General features: G+C 60.8%; 16 protein-coding genes. 11 read left to right on the forward strand and 5 right to left on the reverse strand.

All coding sequences use genetic code 11. The annotated features are described in order from the left end of the window. Positions 1-45 precede the first annotated feature (45 nt). The 3 genes from AC4LE2_RS05415 to AC4LE2_RS05425 are packed head-to-tail and all read left to right on the forward strand — an operon-like array spanning position 46 to position 3419. Positions 46-1137 carry a zinc-binding dehydrogenase gene (locus tag AC4LE2_RS05415; RefSeq protein ID WP_491824657.1) on the forward strand — a complete coding sequence of 364 codons (1092 nt, stop codon included), beginning with the start codon at positions 46-48 and terminating at the stop codon, positions 1135-1137. A gap of 10 nt (positions 1138-1147) precedes the next feature. Continuing rightward, positions 1148-2689, forward strand: coding sequence for an FGGY-family carbohydrate kinase (locus AC4LE2_RS05420; RefSeq protein WP_491824659.1), 1542 nt, complete (start codon positions 1148-1150; stop codon positions 2687-2689). After that, complete coding sequence (locus tag AC4LE2_RS05425; RefSeq protein WP_491824660.1) at positions 2682-3419, forward strand: SDR family oxidoreductase; 738 nt, start codon at positions 2682-2684, stop codon at positions 3417-3419. Before AC4LE2_RS05420 ends, AC4LE2_RS05425 begins: the two co-directional genes overlap by 8 nt. A 49-nt stretch (positions 3420-3468) precedes the next feature. Here the strand turns inward: AC4LE2_RS05425 and AC4LE2_RS05430 are convergent, their stop codons facing one another. Continuing rightward, positions 3469-4476, reverse strand: a complete 1008-nt coding sequence (locus AC4LE2_RS05430) for a LacI family DNA-binding transcriptional regulator (RefSeq protein WP_491824662.1) — start codon at positions 4474-4476, stop codon at positions 3469-3471. 185 nt (positions 4477-4661) lie between these two features. Between AC4LE2_RS05430 and AC4LE2_RS05435 the strand changes: the two genes are divergently transcribed. Beyond that, complete coding sequence (locus AC4LE2_RS05435; RefSeq protein WP_491824663.1) at positions 4662-5168, forward strand: DUF4142 domain-containing protein; 507 nt, start codon at positions 4662-4664, stop codon at positions 5166-5168. Between the two features lie 50 nt (positions 5169-5218). Here AC4LE2_RS05435 and AC4LE2_RS05440 read toward each other — a convergent pair whose 3' ends face one another. Further along, complete coding sequence (locus AC4LE2_RS05440; protein WP_491828054.1) at positions 5219-6505, reverse strand: Nramp family divalent metal transporter; 1287 nt, start codon at positions 6503-6505, stop codon at positions 5219-5221. 427 nt (positions 6506-6932) lie between these two features. On the opposite strand from AC4LE2_RS05440, the gene AC4LE2_RS05445 reads away from it, so the two are divergent. The 4 genes from AC4LE2_RS05445 (at position 6933) to nadA (ending at position 10255) form a co-directional block, all read left to right on the forward strand. Continuing rightward, on the forward strand, positions 6933-7139 hold the full coding sequence (locus AC4LE2_RS05445; protein WP_491824665.1) for a con-10 family general stress protein: 207 nt from the start codon (positions 6933-6935) through the stop codon (positions 7137-7139). Positions 7140-7463: 324 nt separating this feature from the next. Then, positions 7464-7631 carry a hypothetical protein gene (locus AC4LE2_RS05450; protein ID WP_491824667.1) on the forward strand — a complete coding sequence of 56 codons (168 nt, stop codon included), beginning with the start codon at positions 7464-7466 and terminating at the stop codon, positions 7629-7631. A gap of 155 nt (positions 7632-7786) precedes the next feature. Then, complete coding sequence (locus AC4LE2_RS05455; protein WP_491824669.1) at positions 7787-9034, forward strand: sensor domain-containing phosphodiesterase; 1248 nt, start codon at positions 7787-7789, stop codon at positions 9032-9034. 162 nt (positions 9035-9196) lie between these two features. After that, positions 9197-10255, forward strand: coding sequence for a quinolinate synthase NadA (gene nadA / locus AC4LE2_RS05460; RefSeq protein ID WP_491824671.1), 1059 nt, complete (start codon positions 9197-9199; stop codon positions 10253-10255). Positions 10256-10264: 9 nt separating this feature from the next. On the opposite strand, the gene AC4LE2_RS05465 is transcribed toward nadA, so the two are convergent. Further along, on the reverse strand, positions 10265-11176 hold the full coding sequence (locus AC4LE2_RS05465) for a LysR family transcriptional regulator (protein ID WP_491824673.1): 912 nt from the start codon (positions 11174-11176) through the stop codon (positions 10265-10267). A gap of 98 nt (positions 11177-11274) precedes the next feature. Here AC4LE2_RS05465 and AC4LE2_RS05470 point away from each other — a divergent pair, with 98 nt between their 5' ends. Genes AC4LE2_RS05470 through AC4LE2_RS05480 form a run of 3 tightly spaced genes read left to right on the forward strand, consistent with a single transcriptional unit; the run spans position 11275 to position 17167 of the window. Next, positions 11275-14700, forward strand: coding sequence for a molybdopterin-dependent oxidoreductase (locus AC4LE2_RS05470; RefSeq protein WP_491824675.1), 3426 nt, complete (start codon positions 11275-11277; stop codon positions 14698-14700). Positions 14701-14723: 23 nt separating this feature from the next. Further along, the gene (lhpI, locus tag AC4LE2_RS05475) at positions 14724-15659 is read left to right on the forward strand and encodes a bifunctional Delta(1)-pyrroline-2-carboxylate/Delta(1)-piperideine-2-carboxylate reductase (RefSeq protein WP_491824676.1); all 936 of its coding nucleotides are present in this window, start codon (positions 14724-14726) and stop codon (positions 15657-15659) included. Positions 15660-15718: 59 nt separating this feature from the next. Then, the gene (locus AC4LE2_RS05480; protein WP_491824677.1) at positions 15719-17167 is read left to right on the forward strand and encodes a short-chain fatty acid transporter; all 1449 of its coding nucleotides are present in this window, start codon (positions 15719-15721) and stop codon (positions 17165-17167) included. Between the two features lie 27 nt (positions 17168-17194). On the opposite strand, the gene AC4LE2_RS05485 is transcribed toward AC4LE2_RS05480, so the two are convergent. Then, entirely contained in the window at positions 17195-21475 is a 4281-nt protein-coding gene (locus tag AC4LE2_RS05485) for an Lhr family helicase (RefSeq protein ID WP_491824679.1), read from the reverse strand. 52 nt (positions 21476-21527) lie between these two features. After that, positions 21528-22445 (reverse strand): transcriptional regulator MetR, encoded by a 918-nt coding sequence (gene metR, locus AC4LE2_RS05490; protein ID WP_491824681.1) that lies wholly within the window; start codon positions 22443-22445, stop codon positions 21528-21530. Positions 22446-22553 lie beyond the last annotated feature (108 nt).

Here is a 22553-nt window from a genome sequence, read left to right on the forward strand (position 1 = left end):
TCGATAGCCGCCGGGCCTTTTCGTCTTGAACAACAGGAAACCGTCATGGACAACAATAACCCCAACACCATGCAGGCTGTCGTGTGTCACGCGCCAAAAGACTACCGCCTCGAGCGCATCGGCAAGCCGCAGGCAAAACCCCTTGAGCTGGTACTGCGCATTGGCGCGTGTGGCATTTGTGCCAGTGACTGCAAGTGCCACTCCGGTGCGGCCATGTTCTGGGGCGGCGAAAACCCTTGGGTAAAGGCCCCGGTGGTGCCGGGTCATGAGTTCTTTGGGTATGTGGAAAGCGCAGGCGAAGGCGCCGAAGCGCATTTCGGCGTGAACGTGGGCGATAAGGTGATCGCCGAGCAGATCGTGCCCTGCGAGAAGTGCCGCTTCTGCAAGAGTGGCAAGTACTGGATGTGCGAAGTCCACAACATCTTCGGCTTCCAGCGCGAAGTGGCCGAAGGCGGGATGGCTCAGTACATGCGAATCCCACGTACCGCCATCGTGCACAAGATCCCGGAGGCCATTGCACTGGAAGACTGCGCCCTGATCGAGCCCATGGCTTGCGCGATCCACACCGTCAACCGCGGCGATGTGCAGCTCGACGACGTGCTGGTCATTGCCGGGGCGGGCACCCTGGGGCTGTGCATGGTCCAGGTGGCGCACCTTAAAACGCCGCGCAAGCTGGTGGTGATCGACATGGTCGACGAGCGCCTGGAGCTGGCCCGTCAGTTTGGCGCCGACGTGGTCATCAACCCCGCAAAAGAAGACGCCAAGGCGATCATTGCCGGCTTGACCGATGGCTACGGGTGCGACGTGTACATCGAAACCACCGGCGTGCCTGCAGGTGTGACCCAGGGCTTGGACCTGATCCGCAAATTAGGGCGGTTCGTGGAGTTCAGCGTGTTCGGCGCAGACACCAGCGCGGACTGGTCCATCATTGGCGACCGCAAGGAACTGGACGTGCGGGGTGCGCACTTGGGGCCCTATTGCTACCCGGTTGCGATAGACCTGTTCGAGCGTGGCTTGATCACCTCCAAAGGCATCGTTACCCATAGCTTTGGGTTGGATGACTTCGAGGAGGCGTTCGAGCTGGCCAACTCCACCCGGTCCATCAAGGTGCTGCTCAAGCCCGTGGGTCAAGCCTGAGGTCGCGGCCATGGCGTTCGTCATCGGTGTAGACATCGGCACCCAAAGCACTAAAGCCTTACTGGTCGATGCCAAGGGCCAGGTGCTTGCCCAGCACAGCCAGGCCTACCGGGTAGACACCCCGAGGCCCGGTTGGGCGGAGCAATGGCCGGCGGTATGGCTTGAGGCGGTCTACCACTGCGTAGCCGCCTGCATGGCCAGTGCCCAGGTGCCGCCTGACCAGGTCAAGGCCCTGTGTGTGAGCAGTTTGTACGGCGGGTCTGGCATTCCGGTGGACGACGCGTTCGTGCCGTTGCACCCCTGCCTGATCTGGATGGACCGGCGCGCCGAAGCTCAGGTGGCGCAGGTAAAGGCTGAGCAAGACCCTGACCGCCTGCAGGCTATCACTGGCAATGGCGTGGACAGTTACTACGGCTTCACCAAGATCTTATGGCTTCAGCAAGAGCGCCCGGAGGTCTGGAAACGGGTGCGCTGGCTGTTGCCGCCCAACAGCTACGTGAACCATGCACTGACCGGTGAGCTGGCCGTGGATCACAGTAGCGCTGGCAACCTTGGTGGCCTGTACGACATCAAGGCTCGGGCCTGGTCAGCGCCGATGCTGGCGGCGCTGGGCATCGATGGCCGCGTACTGCCCTCCCGGTTGTTGTACTCCGGTGACGTCGTAGGCGGCTTGCTGCCCGATGCTGCGGCGCGTTTGGGGCTGCGCGCCGGCACCGCGGTGCTGGCCGGTGGGGTGGATGCGGCCATGGCGACCTTTGCCGCCGGGGTGAACCGGCCAGGTAAACACGTGGCCATGATCGGTACCAGCATGTGTTGGGGGTATGTGGATCACCATGCTGATGCCCGGCACGGTTTGGTCAGTTTCCCTCATGTGAACCGCGGCGAGCGCGACCTGTACAGCTTTGGTGGCGCGCTGACGGCGGGCGCGTCCGTCAGCTGGTTTCGCGAGCAATTCTGCCAGGCTGAAGAAGCGCAGGCTGCGGCCCAAGGGGTCGACCCTCACCTGGCCCTGGAGGCACTGGCTACCCAGGTGCCAGCGGGCAGTGATGCGTTGTTGTTCCTGCCTTACCTGATGGGCGAACGCAGCCCTATCTGGGACGCCAAGGCCAGCGGTGCGTTTATCGGGCTTGGGTTGCTCCATGGCAAAGCCCACCTGTACCGCGCCGTGCTGGAGGGCGTTACCTACGCCCTGCGCCACAACATCGAAGCGGGGCGCCAGGCTGTGGAGGTGCTGGATAACCAGCTGATCGTAGTGGGAGGGGCGAGCCATTCGGACCTGTGGATGCAGATCATTGCAGACATCACAGGGTTTGAAGTGGTGTCCATCGCCCAGGAGGTGGAAGCCGCCTACGGTGCTGCACTGCTGGCTGCCCATGCCGCCGGCCTGGTCTCCGACGTTCAGCTGGACGAGGGCTGGGTGCGCCTTCGTCATCGTGCCTCGCCAGACCCTGTAGCCCATGCCCGCTATCAGCCTCTGTTCGAGGCGTATTGCCAGTGCTACCCGGCCCTCAAGGCCATTTTCCATCGTTTGCGGAGCACCCAGGATGAGTAAGCTCACGTTTGACTTCAGTGGCCAGCGCATACTGGTGACCGGCGCCACCAGCGGCATCGGCCTGGAGGTGGCTCACCAGTTGCTGGCCGCCGGTGCCACGGTGTATGCCATGGGCCGAGACACTGCAGCGTTGGAGCAACTGGCAGGGCAGGGCGCCATTCCCCTGCAGGTGAACGTCGCCGACCCTGAGGCGGTGATACGGGCCTGCACAGCGCTGCCCGTGCTCGACGGCTTGGTCAACTGCGCTGGCATCGCCTTGCTGCACCCGGCGGTGCACCTTGACCCTGCCGTATTCGACCAGGTCATGGCAGTGAATGTACGGGCTGCCGCAATGATCGCAGGCAGCGTAGCCGAGCGCATGATTGCCCACGGCATCGCCGGTAGTATCGTCAACGTGTCCAGCCAGGCCTCCATGGTGGGGTTGGACAGCCACCTGAGTTACTGCGCCTCCAAGGCCGCCATGGATGCGATGACCCGCGTGCAATGCGGTGAATGGGGCCGGCATGGCATTCGGGTAAACGCGGTGAACCCCACCGTTACCCTCACGCCCATGGCAGCCATGGCCTGGGGCGACCCCGCCAAGCGTGACCCGATGTTGGCAGCCATCCCGCTAGGCCGTTTTGCAGAGCCGGCTCAGGTCGCGGCGCCTGTGCTGTTCTTGCTGAGCGAAGGGGCAGGGATGATCAGTGGGGTGTGCCTGCCCGTGGATGGGGGCTACACCAGTCGGTAGGGCTGGCGTGCGGTTGGTGACCGTCACAGCGCCCTGCTGAGCAGCGGCCTCAGCCATTAACCAATTGCCCTATCACAATTTCCCTGGCCGGGGCCTTTAGAGGGTCGCGGATGCGCTCCAGCAGCAAGCGCATGGCGGACGCTCCAGCGAAGGCGCCATCGTGCGCCACGCAGGGAATGGGGAAATCGAAAATATCCGCGAACGGTAGCCGGTCGATCCCACAAATGGCCAGGTCGCTACGGTGCACCCCCTTGGCACGCAGCGCCTTGAGCGCGCCCAAGGTAATCAGCTGATTGAAACCGAAGATAGCGTCGGGCAGCGGCTGTGCGTCCAGGTACTCAAGCGTAGCGGCGTAAGCGGGCGCCAGCGTGTAATCGCCTGCTAGCACGGCCAGCTCCACAGGCCGTTTGTAGTCGACCAGGGCGGCCTTGACCCCTTCCAGGCGGTCGTGGGTAATCCGTGAGCCGGCAGGCCCGGTTAGCACCAGCAAGCGCTCAAGGTGAGGCACTTTTTCCAGCAGGTACCGTGCGCCCTTGAGGCCGCTGTGGTAGTTGTCCAGCACCACATGGCTAAACGGCGCGTGGGCCAGCGTACGGTCCAGTTGAACCACCGGTACGTCGCCGTTGCTCAAACGGGCCAGGTAGCTGGGTTGATAGCCAGGCTCGTCAGACACCGGCGAAAGGATAATCCCTGCTACCCGATAGCCGAGCAGGGTCTGTATCGCCTTTTCCTCAAGGTCGGCGAGCCCATCGGTGTCAATCAGCATGATGGTGTAGCCGTGCTGCTTAGCCTCCCGAGAGATAGCCTTGATCATCTCGCTATAGAAGGGGTTATCTATCGAGGCAGTGACCACGCCCACGATCAGGCTTTCGCTGCGTTTAAGGCTGCGGGCAAAGGCGTTGGGTACGTAGTCGAGGTCACGCGCAGCGGCCAGGATGCGTTCAAGGGTATCGGGCTTCACAAGATGCGGTTTATTGAACGCCCGTGACACGGTAATCGTGGTCACGCTCACCCGCCGCGCCACATCGGTAATGGTGGCGGATACCTTTTTACTCATGGGGCCTAGCGCTCCGAGGATGGCGGCTCAAGGGGGCATGATCCCACATCAGGGTGAGTGAAACGGACGATACAAGAGCCGCGCTTATGAAAAAAACCTGAACCCACCCGCGCCCGGGTCGTCTGAAGCAGGGAGTGAAGCGCGGTACTGCGCTCCTGTCTGTCATTCCAAAAAGGACGATCTCTATGAATAACATGCTCAAAGCCGGTATCTGTGGCGCTTTCCTGCTGGTAGGTGCTCACTCTGCGTTCGCGGCGGATGCGGACGACTTCGTGGACGATGCTTCGGCCAAAGGCGTTGCTGAAATCGAAAACGGCAAATTGGCTTTGAAAAAAACCCAAGCCGCCGATGTTAAAACCTTCGCTCAAATGATGATCGACGATCACACCAAGGCCAACGTAGAGCTCAAGGAGATTGCGATAGGTAAAAAGCTGGAAATGTCCACTGACGCCGAGCTGCTGGACAAAGCCAAGAAGATGATCTTGGAAGTGCGTGACGAATCCTTTGACAAGGCCTATGCCAATAATCAGGTTATGGCTCACGAGGAAACCATCAAGATCTTCCAAGAAGAAATCAAAAATGGCAAAGATGCTCAGCTGACTGCTTTCGCTAAAGAAACCCTGCCTAAGCTCGAAGCTCACCTCGCAGCTGCCAAAAAGCTGGCCGCTGCCCATGGTGGCGACGCCAAGTAACCCTCTGGGTTGCTTTGAAAGGCCGGGCAATTGCCCGGCCTTTTTGCATCTTAGAACCAGGCCTGTACCGCCCCAACCAGCAGCTTGATATTGAGTACCACGATAATTGCCGTGATCAGCCAGGCAATGACCGCCAAGCTACGCCCCGCCACCAAAGACCCCATCTTGGAGCGGTCTGTTACAAAACGCACCAAGGGGATTACCGCAAGCGGCAGTTGCATCGACAGAATCACTTGGCTAAACACCAGCAGTTGAGAGGTTCCGCGTTCGCCATACAAGGCGGTTACCACCACCACTGGCACGATAGCGATACCGCGCGTTACCAAGCGCCTTGCCCAATCGGGAATGCGCAGGTGCAGGAAGCCTTCCATTACGATCTGGCCCGCGAGCGTCGCAGTTACGGTTGAGTTAACACCGGAAGCTAGCAGTGCGATCGCAAACAGGGTTGAAGCGATACCGATACCCAACATGGGCGACAGCAGCTCATGAGCCTGCTCGATGTCCACCACATCGGTGCGCCCACCGGCATGAAACACCGCCGCTGCGGTGATCAAGATCGCAGCGTTTACAAACAGCGCCAGGCACAGTGCAATCGTGCTGTCTGTCACCGCCCAGCGCAGCCCCAAACGCTTGCCCGCCTCGGTACGCTCATAGGCACGGGTTTGCACGATAGAGGAGTGCAGGTACAGGTTATGCGGCATCACCGTAGCCCCAATGATGCCAATGGCCAAGTAAAGGGCTGCGGGGTTCGTTACTACTTCTTTCTGTGGGATAAAACCTTGGAGCACTTCGGCAATAGGCGGGTGCGACATCACCATTTGCGCGGCGAAGCACACAAATATCAGGGTAAGCAGCGCCACTACGAACGCCTCCAGCCAACGGAAGCCTTTGCGCATCAACAGCAAGATGATGAACACGTCTGCAGCGCAGAGAATCGCGCCCCATAACAAGGGGATATCAAACAGTAGCTTCAGGGCGATGGCTGTACCGATTACCTCTGCCAAGTCACAGGCAATGATCGCCAGTTCGCAGGCCAACCATAACAGGATGCGAACCGGGGGGCTGTAATGCGCCCGGCAGGCTTGGGCCAGGTCCATCCCTGTGGCGATACCCAGGCGGGCGGCCAGCGCTTGCAACACGATAGCCATCATGTTCGACAGCAAGATCACAGACAGCAGCATGTAGCCAAACTGTGAACCGCCGGCTAAGTCAGTGGCCCAGTTGCCAGGGTCCATGTAACCCACAGCCACCATATAGCCAGGGCCGGCAAAGGCCAGTAGTCGTCTTATCCAGCCACCGGTGGTGGGTACTTTAACACTGGCATTCAGGGCGCCCATGCTGGGCTGCGCCCCTACGCCGAAGCGGCTGAGCAGTGCCGGTTCCCCGTCACTGGCTCGGAAATTCGGTCGGTCTTCGTCCTGTGCCACGTTCAGGCTCCAACAAGATAGGTAAATTGCATGAGGGTATGAACCCGCTTGGGCGCCAGCGTTCAGCCACAACCAACGCTTATAAATCGGTGCTCAGGGCGCAATAGCTAGGGCGCACCACACCGACCACCGGTCCGCTGCCCACTGCGCCAATCTTAAGCCGCTCGGCCGATTGGCACCTATAAGGCCCTCATCTGCCTACAACTTTCTGCCAAGGCCAACTTTATGGCGTTCACCGGTATAACCGTTTGTCAGCTTCATCGCTGTTTGTAAACAACTTATCGGTTTAGCCCGCTTCCATAATTATGTAGCGACCCACATCCAGGAGGATATCGCCATGGCAGTAAAAAGTAAGAATGCCGGTAACTTTGCCAACAACCCAACGCGTGCGGCTGAAGCAGGACGCAAGGGAGGAAGTGTATCAGGCGGCAATTTCGCCAATGACCCCGCCAGGGCGGCAGAAGCTGGGCGTAAGGGTGGCAAGCGTAGCCACCGTGGCGCGGCTAAAAGCACCGGCGCCAGTGGGGGTGCGGCCCAAGGCTAGCCTGTGACCAGCACCTGTGTCGAACCCGTATTTGGACTTGTCATCGACTTGTCATGGACTCGTCATCGGCAGTGTTGCCCGCCGTTACTACCGATGGCAAGTTCAAGTACGCTAAATACTCGAATAGTGTAAAAAGCATTAATTGCGCTCAGTGATGGTTACACCAAGAGCAGGCGGCCTGTTAGTTATTTAATGCTCTAATGAATTGAGTAGCGTGCGGCCGACCAGTCCTGTTGTATCGCACTGTTATTCGTTGACTACCCTAAATAAGGTGCACTGGGCATGTCTTTTAGTGTTGCAGCCCACGGACCTGTGGAGGAAAACATGACTAATCATCAAAAACCCAGCTACGGTAACCCTGCCTCTGGAGGCACACCCGCTCACGGCAACACAGCGCCACAGGGCATTGACCTCAAGCGAGACCGTGCAGACAAGGCACGCGTAGGCGGTCAGCACAGCAACGGCGGGAACTCTCGGCGCGGTGAGGGTTGAATAACCGATGCCCGTGCCTATTAATTTCTGCGGGTACGGGATCCTGTTGCGACGAACGGTAGGTATAAGTTTACATTGCGCATGGGTTGGCGATGGCGGATGACCACCGAGGGGTTCTACTCTTGGGGGTACTGAAGCATTACAGGGAGGTGGTCATGCAACTGGCCCACGTAGTGTCCCTAACGCCCCCGGTTCGAGCAGCAGGGGACGAAGGAATCGAAAAAGTGTTACGTGCGCTGCGCACGCACTTGAGTATGGACGTCGCCTTTGTATCCAAATTTCGCCAAACCGACCGTGTGTTTACTCATGTAGACGCCATCGGCATTGCCCCACTCAAGCGTGGCGATGTGCTTTCGCTGGAGGCTGGATACTGCAAAAAGGTGGTGGAAGGTGCGCTTCCCCGACTGATCGCTGATACCTCCTTGCTGCCCGCAGCCTTGGCCATTCCCGAAACCCGTGCACTCCCGATTGGGGCACATGTTAGCGTGCCGGTTCACCTCAGCGATGGAAGCCTTTACGGCACCTTGTGCTGTTTCTCTGCTCACGCTGATCTTAGCCTCGGGCAACGTGACCTTGCCATGATGGAAGTCTTCGCCGAGTTGATCGCAGACCGCCTCGAAGGCGATCAACACCTTAAAGAGGAGCGGTTGCGCAAGCATCGCGTTATCTGCGCGGCCTTGGCCAGGGCTCAGCCCACCATGGTGTATCAGCCTATCGTGGACCTCAGACACGGGTACATCAGTGGGTGGGAAGCGCTGTCGCGCTTTACTGATGAACCCGTTCGCAGCCCTGACGTATGGTTCAAAGAAGCGGCAGAAGCAGGGCTTGGCCTGGAGCTTGAGTTGTGCGCTGTGGAGCAGGCGCTGGCGGGCCTCAAGGCCTTACCCGCTCAGCACTATCTGTCGCTCAACTGCTCCCCGCAGTTGTTCCTGTCCCACCGGCTGCGTCGTGTGCTGGCAGAGCATGATCCTCGCCGGCTGGTACTGGAGCTGACTGAACACTGCGTGGTATCCGATTACCAAGCGTTGGCAGACGCAGTGGCACCGCTGCGAGCCCGCGGCATGCGCTTGGCAATCGATGACGCCGGTGCCGGCTATGCCAGCATGCGGCATATACTTCAGCTTCGCCCTGACCTCATTAAGCTGGATATGGCACTGACTCAGGGGATCGAAGGCGATGCCCAGCGGCGCGCTATGGCGTCGGCCTTGATCGCGTTTGCAAAAGAGACCGGTAGCACCGTCGTGGCCGAGGGGGTCGAGGCGGTAGCTGATTTGGTCACCTTACGTAAATTGGGCGCAGGCAAGGTGCAAGGCTACTTGACAGGTAGGCCTATGCCTCTGACCTTGGCTCCGCACTGGCAAGTGCCCCGCATGGCGGAGTTGTCTGACCCTGCACTGCCTTGAGTGGCAGGCATAGCGTAGGTAGGGCTGCCCGGTTAAAAGGCTTTTGTCGGTCTGCGTTTCGGTATAGCCTGCGCCGTGCCCTTGGCCGTGGAGGTGTTCACGGAAGGTGGGCCGTCATCGCTAACCGCTCGTTGAACATCCGCGCCTGCAGGTCATACATCCATGTCTCATATTTCCGAACGCTTGTTGGTTCAGGCCCACCTTGATGCGCGCCAGCCCGTTGCCCTGACCCCTGCCGAAGAGGCCAAGTACCGTCAGGCGATTGCCGCCGAACTCAAAGCACGCGACGCGGTGCTTGTGGCTCACTATTACTGCGACCCGGTGATCCAGGCCTTGGCGGAGGAAACCGGCGGCTGCGTCTCAGACTCTTTGGAAATGGCACGTTTTGGTAACCAGCACAGTGCAAGCACGGTGGTGGTTGCAGGGGTGCGCTTCATGGGTGAAACCGCGAAGATCCTCAACCCCGAAAAGCGCGTGCTGATGCCCACGCTGGAGGCTACCTGCTCGCTAGACCTTGGCTGCCCAGCCGATGCATTTTCGGCTTTTTGCGATCAGCACCCCGACCGTACCGTGGTGGTGTATGCCAATACGTCTGCGGCGGTCAAAGCGCGGGCCGATTGGGTCGTGACCTCCAGTTGCGCTCTGGAAATTGTCGAAAGCCTGATGGACAACGGCGAGAAGATTCTGTGGGCACCCGACCGCCACTTGGGGGGGTACATCCAGAAACACACTGGCGCCGACATGCTGATCTGGGACGGTGCCTGCATCGTGCATGAGGAGTTCAAGTCGCGGCAGTTGGAAGACCTCAAGGCGCTGTACCCTGACGCGGCCATACTGGTGCACCCAGAGTCACCCGAAGCGGTCATCGCACTGGCTGACGCCGTAGGCTCCACCAGCCAGCTGATCGCGGCCGCACAGCGCATGCCGAACGCTACGTTCATCGTAGCCACCGACCGCGGCATTTTTTACAAGATGCAGCAGCTCTGCCCTGACAAGGTATTTATTGAAGCCCCCACCGCCGGTAATGGCGCGGCCTGCCGAAGCTGCGCTCATTGCCCCTGGATGGCCATGAACACGCTGGAGCGCACTTTGGAATGCCTGCGAGAAGGCGCCAACGAAATCTTCGTAGACCCAGCCCTGATACCCCACGCCATCCGCCCCCTCAAGCGCATGCTGGATTTCACCCAGGCCGCGCGGTTGCGCTTGGCAGGTAACGCGTAGTCGGGCAGGTTAGGGTTTGAGTACGTTTTTGAATTCGGCCTGCAGGTACTGCTTTACCTCGAAAAAATTCTGCGTCTGAGGGCGAGTAGGGTCCCACACCAGGCCCAAGTCCATAGACGGGATCGGGTCGCTCAACTGCCTCCGCACGATGCGATGGCCGTCTAGCGACCACGGGCGGTACACCAAATCTGACAAGATGGTAACGCCCTTGCCCGCGGCGACCATGCCACGCACGGCCTCGATGGACGCGCTCCGGAAGCGTAGGGAAGGCCGCAAGCCATACTGGCTCCAGTATTTGCCCACAGTGGCGACGTGCTCGTCCATGTCCAGCAAGATGTAGTGAGCAGCGGCCACCTCGGCCAGGCTCACACGCGTAGCACTCATCAACGGATGTTCCGGATGGCCCCACAGCTGGCGAGGTGAGCGGATAAGCGGCTGGCACCGTAGCCTCTCTTGTTCCGACAGGTTAGAGGCCAACAAGATTGCCATTTCTACATCACCCTTGCAGACGCGCGCCTCGATATCACTGCGTTCGTGCTCAATGAACAGCGGTTCAAGTAGCGGAAATTTTTTCTCCAGCGCTTTTAACAAGGGCGAAAGCACATACGCCGAAATGGTTTCGGTTACCCCGATATGGATAGGCCCTACTGCCTGAGAGGGGCGCATCGCTACGGCTTGCATAGCCTCATGGGTGAGGGCTTCGATTTGTTGAGCATGGCGCAGCAGGCGGACCCCGGCGTCTGTTAGCCGTACCCCTGTGGCATGTCTGGCAAATAACGGAACGCCTGTCGCTTCTTCCAGCCCTTTGAGCGAGGCAGTCATGGAGGACTGGGTGATATGGCACCGTTGGGCTGCTTTGGAGACCTGGCCGGTATCAGCGATAGCGATGAAATGTTGTAGCTGCTTGAGTGTGGGAAGCATCGACGCGCTCGATATCGATGTAGCGATTCATTGAATTTTCAATAGCCCTACGAGCAGTAATACCATTCTGATATGGCATTACCAAGGGCAGATTGACCATGGCGGGCGATACGCAGCAACTCAAAGCAGGTTTTTGCACGCTGTGCCGGTCCCGTTGTGGAACCTTGAACCTGGTCGAAGATGACCGACTGCTTGAAGTGCGCCCCAACCCTGAGCATCCCACCGGTAATGCCATTTGCCTCAAAGGCAAAGCGGCGCCAGAGCTGGTACACAGTGCCGACCGGCAGCTATTTCCCTTACGCCGTACTCGACCAAAGAACCAGCCTGATCCCGGCTGGGAGGTGATTTCCTGGGAAGAGGCGTTGAGCGAAGTCACCCACCGGCTGGCTGATGCCCGTGATAAGCATGGGGCCGAATCTGTAGCGTTTGCCGTGACCACGCCCAGTGGCACACCCTTGAGCGATAGCATCGATTGGATCGAGCGCTTCATTCGCCTCTACGGTAGCCCCAATACCTGTTATGCCACCGAGATCTGCAACTGGCACAAAGACCATGCCCATGCGTTTACCTTCGGCCGCGGCATGCCTACGGCGGACTATCGGCAAGCGGAGGTCATCCTGCTGTGGGGCCACAACCCCACCAGTACCTGGCTGGCTCAGGCTGATGCCATTGGCGCCGGTATGGCCGCCGGGGCGCGGCTGATTGTGGTTGACCCGCGCAAGACGGCATTGGCCAGCCAAGCCGATAGTTGGCTGCGGGTTTGCCCTGGTACCGACCTGGCCCTGGCCATGGGCCTGGCGAATCAAATGATAGAAACCGGGTGTTTCAATCATGAGTTCGTGCGGCAATGGAGCAACGCGCCGTTGCTCGTAAGGGCTGATAACGGCCACTTCCTACGCTGCGCGGACATTGACGTAGAGGGTGGGGACGACTTTGTGGTGTGGGATGCCGTTCAAGGCGGCCCTGTGGCGTCTTCACCTCTGGATGTGCAAGGGGTGGAGCGAGCCAGCTTGCGCGGCACCTTTAGGGTTCCCCTGGCCGGCGCCACGGTGATGATGCAGTGCTCCCCGGTGTTCGAGTTGTATGCGCAAGAATGCGCGCGCTATACGCCTGAGTATGTAGCGTCAGTGGCCCATGTGTCTGAAAGCCAATTGCGCGAGGCAGCGGCGCTGTTGGGTTCAAGCGCAAAGGTCGCGTTCCATGCGTGGTCTGGCGTGGCCCAGCAAGAAAATGCCTCGCAGACCGATCGGGCCCTGGCCTGCCTGTATGCCTTAACCGGTGGCTTCGACCGGGACGGCGGCAATCGGGTGTACCAAAAACCTGATTACACCCCAGTCATGGCCTTCGACCTGCTGGCGCCGGAGCAGCGCGCCAAGGCGCTGGGCATCCATGAACGGCCATTAGGGCCGCCCTCCCAGGGGTGGATCACCGGGCCGGAGCTGTACCGCGCCATTGTGCAAAGGGCGCCCTACGGCGTTAACACCCTGATGGCGTTCGGTACTAACGTGCTGCTCTCGCAACCTGATGCGCGTTTGGGCCAGCAGGCCTTGGAAGCGCTGGACTTTTACGTGCATTGCGATTTGTTCGAGTCCCCGAGCGCCCGCTACGCTGACATTTTTCTACCCGTGAACACCCCGTGGGAACGGGAAGGGCTGCGCATTGGCTTTGAAATCTCGGCAGAGGCTGAGCGACATGTGCAACTGCGTCAGCAGATGGTGTCTTCTCAAGGACAGTCGCGCTCGGATAATCAGATCGTTTTCGACCTGGCAGTCAGGTTGGGGATGGCCGAGCAGTTCTTTGGCGGATCGCTGGAGGCGGGCTGGAATCACATGCTTGCACCCCTGAGACTGACTGTCCAAGACCTGCGCGATCATCCAGAAGGGGTTCGCCTCCCGGTTGAGGATCGCCCCTTGAAATACCGATCACTCCCGCGCCATACAGGTTTCAGTACACCCACCGGCCTGGTGGAACTGTATTCGGAAAAACTACTGCGCCATGGCTACGCACCGTTGCCACAAGCGAGTGAGGCCCAACCTCTCACATTTGCCGATGCCCAGCGTTATCCACTGGTGCTCACTTCTGCCAAGAGCGGTTACTTCTGCCATAGCCAGCACCGCAGCCTGGCCTCGCTCAGGCGAAAAGCGTTATACCCCCGGCTGGAAATTTCCCCCTCCCTGGCAGGGCAAGCGGGCGTTGCCGAGGGCGATACCCTACGGGTGATTACTGATTATGGTCAGGCTCGGTTTGTAGCGAGCATTGCCGAAGACCTGCACCCTGGCGTTGTGGTGGGTGAGTACGGGTGGTGGCAGCGCTGCGACGCTCTGGGGCAAGAAGAATTGCCTGTGTCGGGGCCGCATAGTGCCAATTTCAACGGTTTGATTGGGAACACCGCCCTGGACCCAATCAGTGGTTCTTCACCCCTACGCGCTTACCGTTGTGCCGTCAGCCGCGACGACACTGTCAGCGAACAGCCATTGCGCTGGGAGGGGCTGCGGCCGTTTATTGTCACTCGTTTGGAAGTGGAAGCCGCCGACGTCATCACCCTGAGCTTCGACGCCAGCGACGGTGGCCGGGTGCCGGACTTCCAGCCAGGCCAACACATCACCCTGGAGTTGCCCCTGGCTGGCGAGCCCACGGCACGGTCTTACTCTTTGACGGGGTGCGCTCAGGTACCGGGGCGACGGGGGTATCAGGTGTCAGTCCGCAGGCTCGTGACCACGGGCGCGGAAGGCCTATCGTCGATAGGGCTGGGGTCCGGGTTTATACACGATCACCTCAAACAGGGCGACACGCTGTTGGCACGCCAGCCATCCGGCCGGTTCATCCTCCCCATGAGCACCGACCGCCCTGTAGTCCTGATCGCGACGGGCATTGGCATCACGCCTTTTCTTACTCTGCTCGAATCCCTTCAGGGCAAGCCCGACGTTCCAACTATTTTGCTGCTCTACGGCAATCGCAATGGCGCTTCCCACGCTTTCAAGGGGCGGCTGCGACACTTGGCGGGCCTGCTACCGAGCGTGAGGATTGTAAATGTCTATAGCCAGCCGATGGCTAGCGATGGCCTGGGCGAGGACTACCAGCGTGAGGGCCGGCTGACGGCCACCGACATCCCCGACGTACTGTTGCGTTCGCGGCCGTTGGTTTACCTGTGCGGCTCTACCAGCATGATGACAGCCTTCAGAGCAGCGCTACGCCAGCAGGGCGTTCCTGACTTCGATATCCAGCATGAGGCGTTCAAGTCGCCGGCCAGGCCGCACATCGTGCCCGGCCAGGCACATGAGGTCACCTTCAGCCGGTCAGGCGTCACCGCCCACTGGAGGTCCGAGGATGGCCCCTTGCTGACCTTCGCTGAAAAGCTGGGGGTGCGCTTGCCCAGTGGTTGCCGGGTGGGGCAGTGCGAAAGCTGCGCGGTCGGCATACGCCAGGGCAGCGTGGTGCACCTGCACGGCAGCGAACCAGATGATCCCGCTATCTGCCTGGCTTGCCAGGCGATTCCCTCCAGTGCTGTGACATTGGACGCTTGATAGACCTACCCATGAGGCCACCCATGCTGATCATCGATGCTGAACATACCCGGGCCCTGTTGCCCTTCGACCAACTGCTGCCGGCCCTGGAGCGAGCCTTTTGTGAGGAGGTGCAGGTGCCATTGCGGCACAACCATGTGATTCATCCCGACTCTGCCGCGCCTGGCTGCCTGTTGTTGATGCCTGCATGGGGCAACAATGGGTTTCTCGGCATCAAGACGGTGACCATTTACCCTGGAAACACAGGGGCGGGGCTGCCCGGTTTGCATTCCACCTACATGCTTCACAGCGCAACCACTGGTGCGCCCCTTGCGCTGATTGACGGTAATGAGATCACCTCCAGGCGTACTGCCGCGGCTTCAGCCCTGGCGGCCCGCTACCTGAGCCGCCCCGATGCCACAGCCTTGCTGGTGGTAGGTGCCGGCCGCGTGGCGAGTTTGTTGGCCTACGCCTACCGGACGGTGCGGCCGATCAGGCAAGTAGCCGTCTGGGACATCGACCGCGCTCAAGCCGCTCGTTTAGTCGCGCAATTGCGTGAGGATGGTTTCGAGGCAGAGGTCGCCGACGACCTTGCTACTGCCTGCCAAGCGGCAGACATCGTCACCTGCGCAACCTTGTCCACCCAGCCGTTGGTCCACAGGGCTTGGCTAAAGCCCGGAACCCATTTGGACCTCATCGGGGGGTTCACGCCGCAGATGCGCGAAAGCGACGACGCCTGTTTCGACGGCACCTCAGTGTTTGTGGATACCGACGAGGCTGCGCAGAAAGCCGGCGACCTGCTTGGCCCGCTGAGCAGCGGCGTGCTGCGCCCTGAGCATATCTGTGCGGATCTGGCCGGGCTATGCCGCCAGCACCACGTTGGCCGGGATAACGCCGAGGAAATCACCGTATTCAAAGCAGTCGGCACCGCTCTGGAGGACCTGGCTGCCGCTGAGCTGGTTTACCTGCACGCACAATAATAATGAATTGCAGTACTTATTGAATTGCTGCCTTCCGCCACACTTCCAGGAAGACACCCATGAAAACGTCTGTGCTGAACTCCGGTGACACTACGCAGCGATCAAGCTTTTTTGAAACCATTGCTGTCGGTGTATCGAACTGGTCGGAACGCTGGTTTCCCGACTCTTACATCTTTGCCGCCCTGGCGCTGGTCGCGGTCGCGCTAGGCGCCTTGGGCACGGGGGCCACGCTGACGTCAGTGGCCGTGGCCTTCGGTGATGGTTATTGGAGCTTGATTCCCTTTACCTTACAGATGGCGCTGGTGGCCATTTCTGGCTATGTAGTAGCAGTGTCGCCTCCGGCATCGGCCTTGATCGAAAGGCTGGCTGCGCTGCCCAAAACAGCGCGCGGCGCGGTGACTTTCATCGCTTTGGTGAGCATGTTGTTGTCGTTGTTCAACTGGGCGATCAGCTTGATTTTCAGCGGATTGCTGGTTCGGGCTATCGCCCGTCGCACGGGCCTGCGCATGGACTACCGCGCAGCGAGCGCGGCCGCCTATCTCGGCATGGGCGCCACTTGGGCGCTGGGCTTGAGTTCAGCGGCGGCGCAGTTGCAGGCCAATCCGGCCAGCCTGCCCAAGTCCTTGTTGGACATCACCGGGGTAATCGGGTTTTCCCAGACCATTTTCCTCTGGCAGTCCATGACCATGGCGGCGGTACTGATAGTGGTGTCCTTGCTGGTGGCCTGGTTTTCAGCGCCTTCGGCTGAGCGCGCTCGCACTGCGGAGCATTTGGGCGTTGACCTGGTGGTGAACCGCGAAGTGGCTTCAGGGCCACGCCGCCCTGGCGAATGGCTTGAACACAGCCCTGTACTCACGGTGATACTGGTAGCCTTGGGCGCGCTGTGGCTGTTCAACGAATTCACCACCAAAGATCCGATCTTTGCCATTTCCTCGCTCAACACCTACAACTTTTTGTTCCTGATGCTGGGCATGCTGCTCAATTGGCGCCCCCGGCGGTTTTTGGACGCAGTTGCCAAATCCGTGCCCTCGGTCACCGGCGTACTGATCCAGTTCCCGCTGTATGGCGCCATCGCCTACATGATGACCAAGGCACCCGGCGCCGATGGTGCCACTCTGTCGCACCACATTGCGTCCTTGTTCGTCGCCATTGCCGACAGTGATAGCTTTGCGGTGGTGATGGGTGCGTATTCGGCAGTGCTCGGCTTTCTGATCCCTTCTGGTGGGGGCAAGTGGATCATCGAGGCGCCCTATGTGATGCAGGCGGCCAATGAATTAAAGGTCAACCTGGGGTGGGCGGTGCAGGTGTATAACGCAGCCGAGGCACTGCCCAACCTGATCAACCCGTTCTGGATGCTGCCGCTGCTCGGCGTGCTGGGAATCAAGGCCCGTGACATGGTGGGCTTCACCTTCACGCAGTTATTGGTGCACCTACCTCTGGTGCTGGTAATGCTGTGGGCGTTTTCCTTCACCCTGGGTTACACCCCGCCAGTAATGCCCACGCCTTGATTGGGGCGCGGGCGCGGTAGCGGTGGCTTAAAACGCTGGCTTGTGAGTTAGCGCATTACGCAGTGCTAGGGTTTGCTCTACCCAGTACTCAGGCTTGCCGCCTATCAGTGCAGCCACGGGCACGCCGTCCTGGTACACCAGGCGGTTGCCCGCCAGCGCAGGGATACGGCTTCCAGGTAGCAGAGTACCGATCAGGTTCAGAGGGTCCACCGCCGACACGGTGACCAGGCTGCCATCCAGGGGGCGGCGGCGTACTTCGCGTAACAGTGGAATAGCCTCAGGCAAGGCGAACTGCTCGCCGGCCAGGCCGTCGATAAACCGCCCACCGCGAATATCTCCGCGGGCTTCCAGGCGATGCAGCGTGCGCAGCAACGCTCGCCAGTTGGGCAGCCAGTCCGCTTCGCGCTCCAGCAGTCGCCAGAACACCACGCCATAGCGGCGTAGCAGGGTCATCGCTACGTGTTCCAGTAAGGCGTCGTTGTCGGGTGCTTGGCTGGGCCGGCGCAACAAGGCCCAGCGTCCGGCATCCTGCATTCCGCCAATGAAGGCACCCAGCCCCCGCCGGCTACTGCGCTGCTGGCGGCTACTGGCCGGGGTGACCAACGCGCGCAAACCAGCGAAGCTGTCAGCGTTAACCAGACCGGCCGCGACCAGCTCGGCCAAGGCGTTTTCCATCTCGGTGCGCAGTAGCCGTGCCTGATCCTGAAGCTCATCGAAAAACAGCGCGCCCTGTTCGCGCAGCGCGTCCAGTACCTTTTGCGCCCGTGGGCTCACGGTGGCCTGGGCCTCTTCGTTAGCCAAGGCTTGCCACACGCCCAGGCGCGCCCGAGGCAATAGCATGATAGGTGTGGCCTTGAGGGTGGTGCCGGTGTGTTTGCCGGCACCTGCGCGCCGCAGCCACAGGGTTTTACCGGAGCGGCAGGCATCGTCCAGCCACGTGGGGCTGTACAGTTTGACCCGAGAAGGCAGCAGGTCGCTCTCCCACGCACTGACCGCCGCACTGTAGCCTTCGAACTGCGCCAGTACCTGTGCCAGCGCCGCACTGCCTTCCATCCGGGTATGGCTGGACAGGTGCTGCCAGTCCAGTAGAAAGCGCATGAAGTCTTGCAGCGATACCGGCTCGATCTCCCGACGCAGGCGCTTGAGGGTGGCGCGGTGGATACGGGCTAGCAGATGGCGCTCGCACCATTGCAGTGTTTCAAGGCCAGGGCGGAAATACCCACGAAGCACCGAGCCTTCACGTTCCAATACCGCTAGCGCCTGCTCAATGGCCTGCACAGGCAGTTGCAACGCCTCAGCGAGGTCCGTGGCGGCCAATGGTCCTAGATTGCCCAACCGGCTGCGGGTGAGTGCTAGCCGTGCGGTGTCAAGGTCTATGGGTTGCTCAAAACCGGACAACGCGCTGCACGCAGGCTTCGGCATAGCGCCTGGGTAGGCTGCCAGCGTGGCCACCAGGCGCTCTCGGGGGAACCATAATGGCGTGCCGCCAACAGGGGTCACGGTTGCCGCCCGGCCCGTGCTAGCCAGAGCGTCGAGCCAGGTGTGCCACTCTGGCATGGCCTGTGCCTCCGCCTCGGTAATCACGCCCAGGGTCATCAAGGCTTCATGCAATTCATCAGGGCTGCGCGGGTGTGGCCAGGCGTCCTTACTCACGGCCTGGATGGCGTCGGCGTCCAGCCGCCCCAAGTCATCCGCTGACGCGGGATCTATCCATCGGCGGTTACGCACGGCTTGGGTACGTCGCTCTTCCAGCGGTGCGTCGTCCAAAAACGCATAAGGCCGTGCGTTGAGAATGGCAGCTGCCAGCGGGGAGGGCGCAGGCAGGTCCCGGCTAACCAATCGCACCTGGCCGGTTTCGATTCGCCGAAGCAAGGCGAGCCAGCCTTCGGCGTCCATGGCTTCGTGCAAGCAATCGTCCAGGGTTTGTCGCACCAAGGGGTGATCGGGTACCTCGCGTTCCCCCACGATGTTTTCCAGGCAGGCAAGCTGGTCCGGGAACAGGTTGGCGATCAAATCCTCGCTTTTCATCCGCTGCAATTGTGGCGCAACCTTGCGACCGCCTGCATAGCGTGGCAAGGCCAGCGCCGTCGCGGCGTTCCAGCGCCAGCGCACGCCGAACAGGGGCGCGTCCAGCAGGGCTTGCACCAGCAGGGCTTCGGCATTGTTGCTGTGCAGGTAATGCCAGACCTCATCGAGGGCAAAGCTGTGGGTCGTTGACAGTGACAGCACAATGGCGTCTTCACTAGCGGCGGCTTGTAGTTCGAAGTTAAAGGTACGGCAGAAGCGTTTGCGCAGAGCCAGCCCCCACGCCCGGTTTATCCGGCTGCCGAACGGGGTATGGATGACCAGCTGTGTGCCGCCTGACTCGTCGAAGAACCGTTCCATCACCAAGGTATCCTGGGAGGGCAGCGTGCCCAAGGCCTGGCGGGTACGGATCAAGTAGTCCAGTAGCTGCTCGGCACTGTCCTGACCCAGCCTCAATGCCTCCATTAGCCACGCCAATACCGGCGCAAGCTCTCCCTTGCTTGCGGCCAACCGCTGGTCGATAGCCCCCTGCAGGCGTGCGACCGACGCGGACAATTCATCGCTGCGCCCCGGCATTTCCCCCATCCAGAACGGAATGTTGGGCGGCATGCCTTTGGCATCCTCTACCCTGACCTTGCCGCCTTCGACCCGGATGATCCGATAGGACGTATTGCCCAGCTGGAACACATCGCCCGCCAGGCTTTCTACCGCGAAATCTTCATTGACGCTGCCAATGCTCACCCCCTGAGGTTCAAGTACAACGCTGTAGTCAGCGTTATCAGGGATCGTGCCGCCACTGGTGACGGCCGTGAGTTTGCTGCCCCGTCGCCCACGCAGGGTGCCGCTGACGGCGTCGCGGTGCAGGTAGGCCCCGCGCATGCCCTGACGGGTGTTGTAACCCTCGGCCAGGCTGGCGAGCACGTCTTTATAATCAGCCTCGGCGAGGGCCGCATAGGGCTGCGCGTGCCGGAACAGGGCAAATAGCGCCTGCTCCTGCCATTCCTGGCAGCTGACTTCCGCCACAATGTGCTGTGCGAGCACATCCAGCGGTGCCTTGGGCAGCTTCAGCTCATCCAGCTCCCCGCGCTGAACGCAGTCGAGCAAGGCGGCGCATTCGATAAGGTCATCCCGTGAGGTCGCGAACAAGCGCCCTTTGGGTGTACCTCCCACATGGTGACCGGAGCGGCCCACCCGTTGCAGAAACGCAGCAATCGAGCCGGGAGAGCCGATTTGGCACACCAGCTCCACCTCACCGATGTCGATGCCCAACTCCAGGGAGGCGGTGGCGACCAGCACCTGAAGCTCACCGTTTTTAAGGCGCTGTTCGGCGCTGAGCCGTTGTTCCCGGGCAAGGCTGCCGTGGTGCGCGGCCACCTGTTCGCGGCCGAGCCGGTCGCTCAGGTGCCGGGCAAGCCGTTCGGCCAGACGGCGGGTATTGACGAAAATCAGCGTGGTACGGTGCGCTCGGGCCAGGTCTGCCAGGCGGTTGTAGACTAACTCCCATACATCGTTGGCCATCACGGCCGCCAGCGGCACGGGTGGCACTTCAATCGCCAGGTCTCGAGGGCGCGCGTGGCCTACGTCGACCACCTCGCACGGGCGCCCAGATCCCACCAAAAAATCCGCGACCCGGGCGATGGGCTTTTGCGTGGCTGACAGCCCGATGCGGCGCAGCGGCAGGCCGCTCAAGGCTTGCAAGCGCTCAAGGCTTAACGCAAGGTGGCTCCCGCGCTTGCTGGCGGCCACTGCGTGGATCTCGTCCACGATCACGGTGCCAACGGTTGCCAGCCCCCGGCGGCCGCCTTCAGAGCCCAACAACACATAGAGCGATTCAGGCGTAGTCACCAGGATATGCGGCGGCTGGCGGCGCATGGCTGCGCGTTCCTTCTGGGAGGTATCGCCGGTGCGCACGGCGGTACGCAGCCGCAGTGGTGGCAAGCCTAAGGCCTCCATCTGTGCGCTGATGCCTGCCAAGGGCTGTTGCAAGTTGATCTGAATGTCATTGGACAAGGCCTTGAGTGGCGAGATGTACACTACCAGGGTGTGGTCCGGCAGGCCTTCTGGGCTAAGTGCCCGGCGTACCAGTTCGTCCAGTACCGCCAAAAAGGCAGTCAAGGTTTTGCCAGAGCCGGTAGGGGCGGCCACCAGGGTTGATTTCCCCGCCTGGATCAGTGGCCAGGCTAATGCTTGCGCAGGCGTAACTGCCGCAAAGGCATGGCGGAACCAACCGCTGACGGCGGGGTGGAAGGCGTCGAGTAGGTGCTTCGAAAGCAATGCGTTCATAGCCCCTGTATGGGGCTTGCCAGGCGCCCATGCAAGCCTTGATCGCCGCCGTTCAGCGGGCGGCGCTGACGCCGTCGAGTGTGGCGAACGAGGTATCCTTGGCCGTTAACAGGAAGTCGCGCATGAAGGGTGCATCGAGCATGTCTGTTCGGATGGCAGCATAGAGGGTAGCGGATAGCCCTTTCTCCCCTAAACGGCGTGCCTTCACGTAGCCCCGCGCACTGTATTCATGCAACGCCCAATGGGGCATGCCGCACACACCACGACCGCTGGCCACCAGTTGCATCATCATCACCGAGAGTTCAGCGGTGCGTACTGCAGCGGGCTCCACGTCGGCGGGCTCCAGGAAGCGGGTGAAGATATCCAGGCGGTCGCGCTCTACCGGGTAGGTGATCAGGGTCTGGTCCTGCAGGTCTTCCGGTTCTATCCAGGGTTTACTGGCCAGGGGGTGCTGGTTGGCCACGGCCAACATGGCTTCGTAGGTAAACAAGGGCACATAGGTAATGCCGGCCAGGTCCACCGGGTCCGAGGTGACGACCAAGTCCAGGTCGCCCCGCGCCAGGGCGGGCAAGGGCGCGAAGGCGAACCCCGACGCCAGGTCCAGTTCTACTTCCGGCCAGGCGTCCCTGAATTGGTCGATGGTGGGCATCAGCCACTGGAAACAGCTGTGGCATTCGATCGCCATGTGCAAGCGCCCTGCGGTACCGCCGGCAATCCGCGCAATGTCCCGTTCCGCACCGCGCATCAGCGGTAGGGCCGCATCGGCCAGTTGCAGCAGGCGCAGGCCGGCGCTGGTAAACCGCACTGGTTTGGTTTTGCGAACGAACAGCGGCAGGCCAAGGCGGTCTTCCAACTCCTTGAACTGGTGAGAAAGCGCCGACTGGGTAAGATGCAGACGCTCAGCAGCGTCTACCAGGCTATCGGCCTCGCGGAGGGCATGGAGGGTCTTTAAATGACGGATTTCAAGCATGATGAACCATGAGCTTATTTCTTGTTGAAAAGGATTAAGCTGAGTTTCGCTCATGTAGCCGGGGTTTGTCGAGGATGGTGGGGTGAAACAGGCTCGTAAACAACAGCG

It is taken from the genome of Pseudomonas sp. 9.3L, from assembly GCF_058536285.1.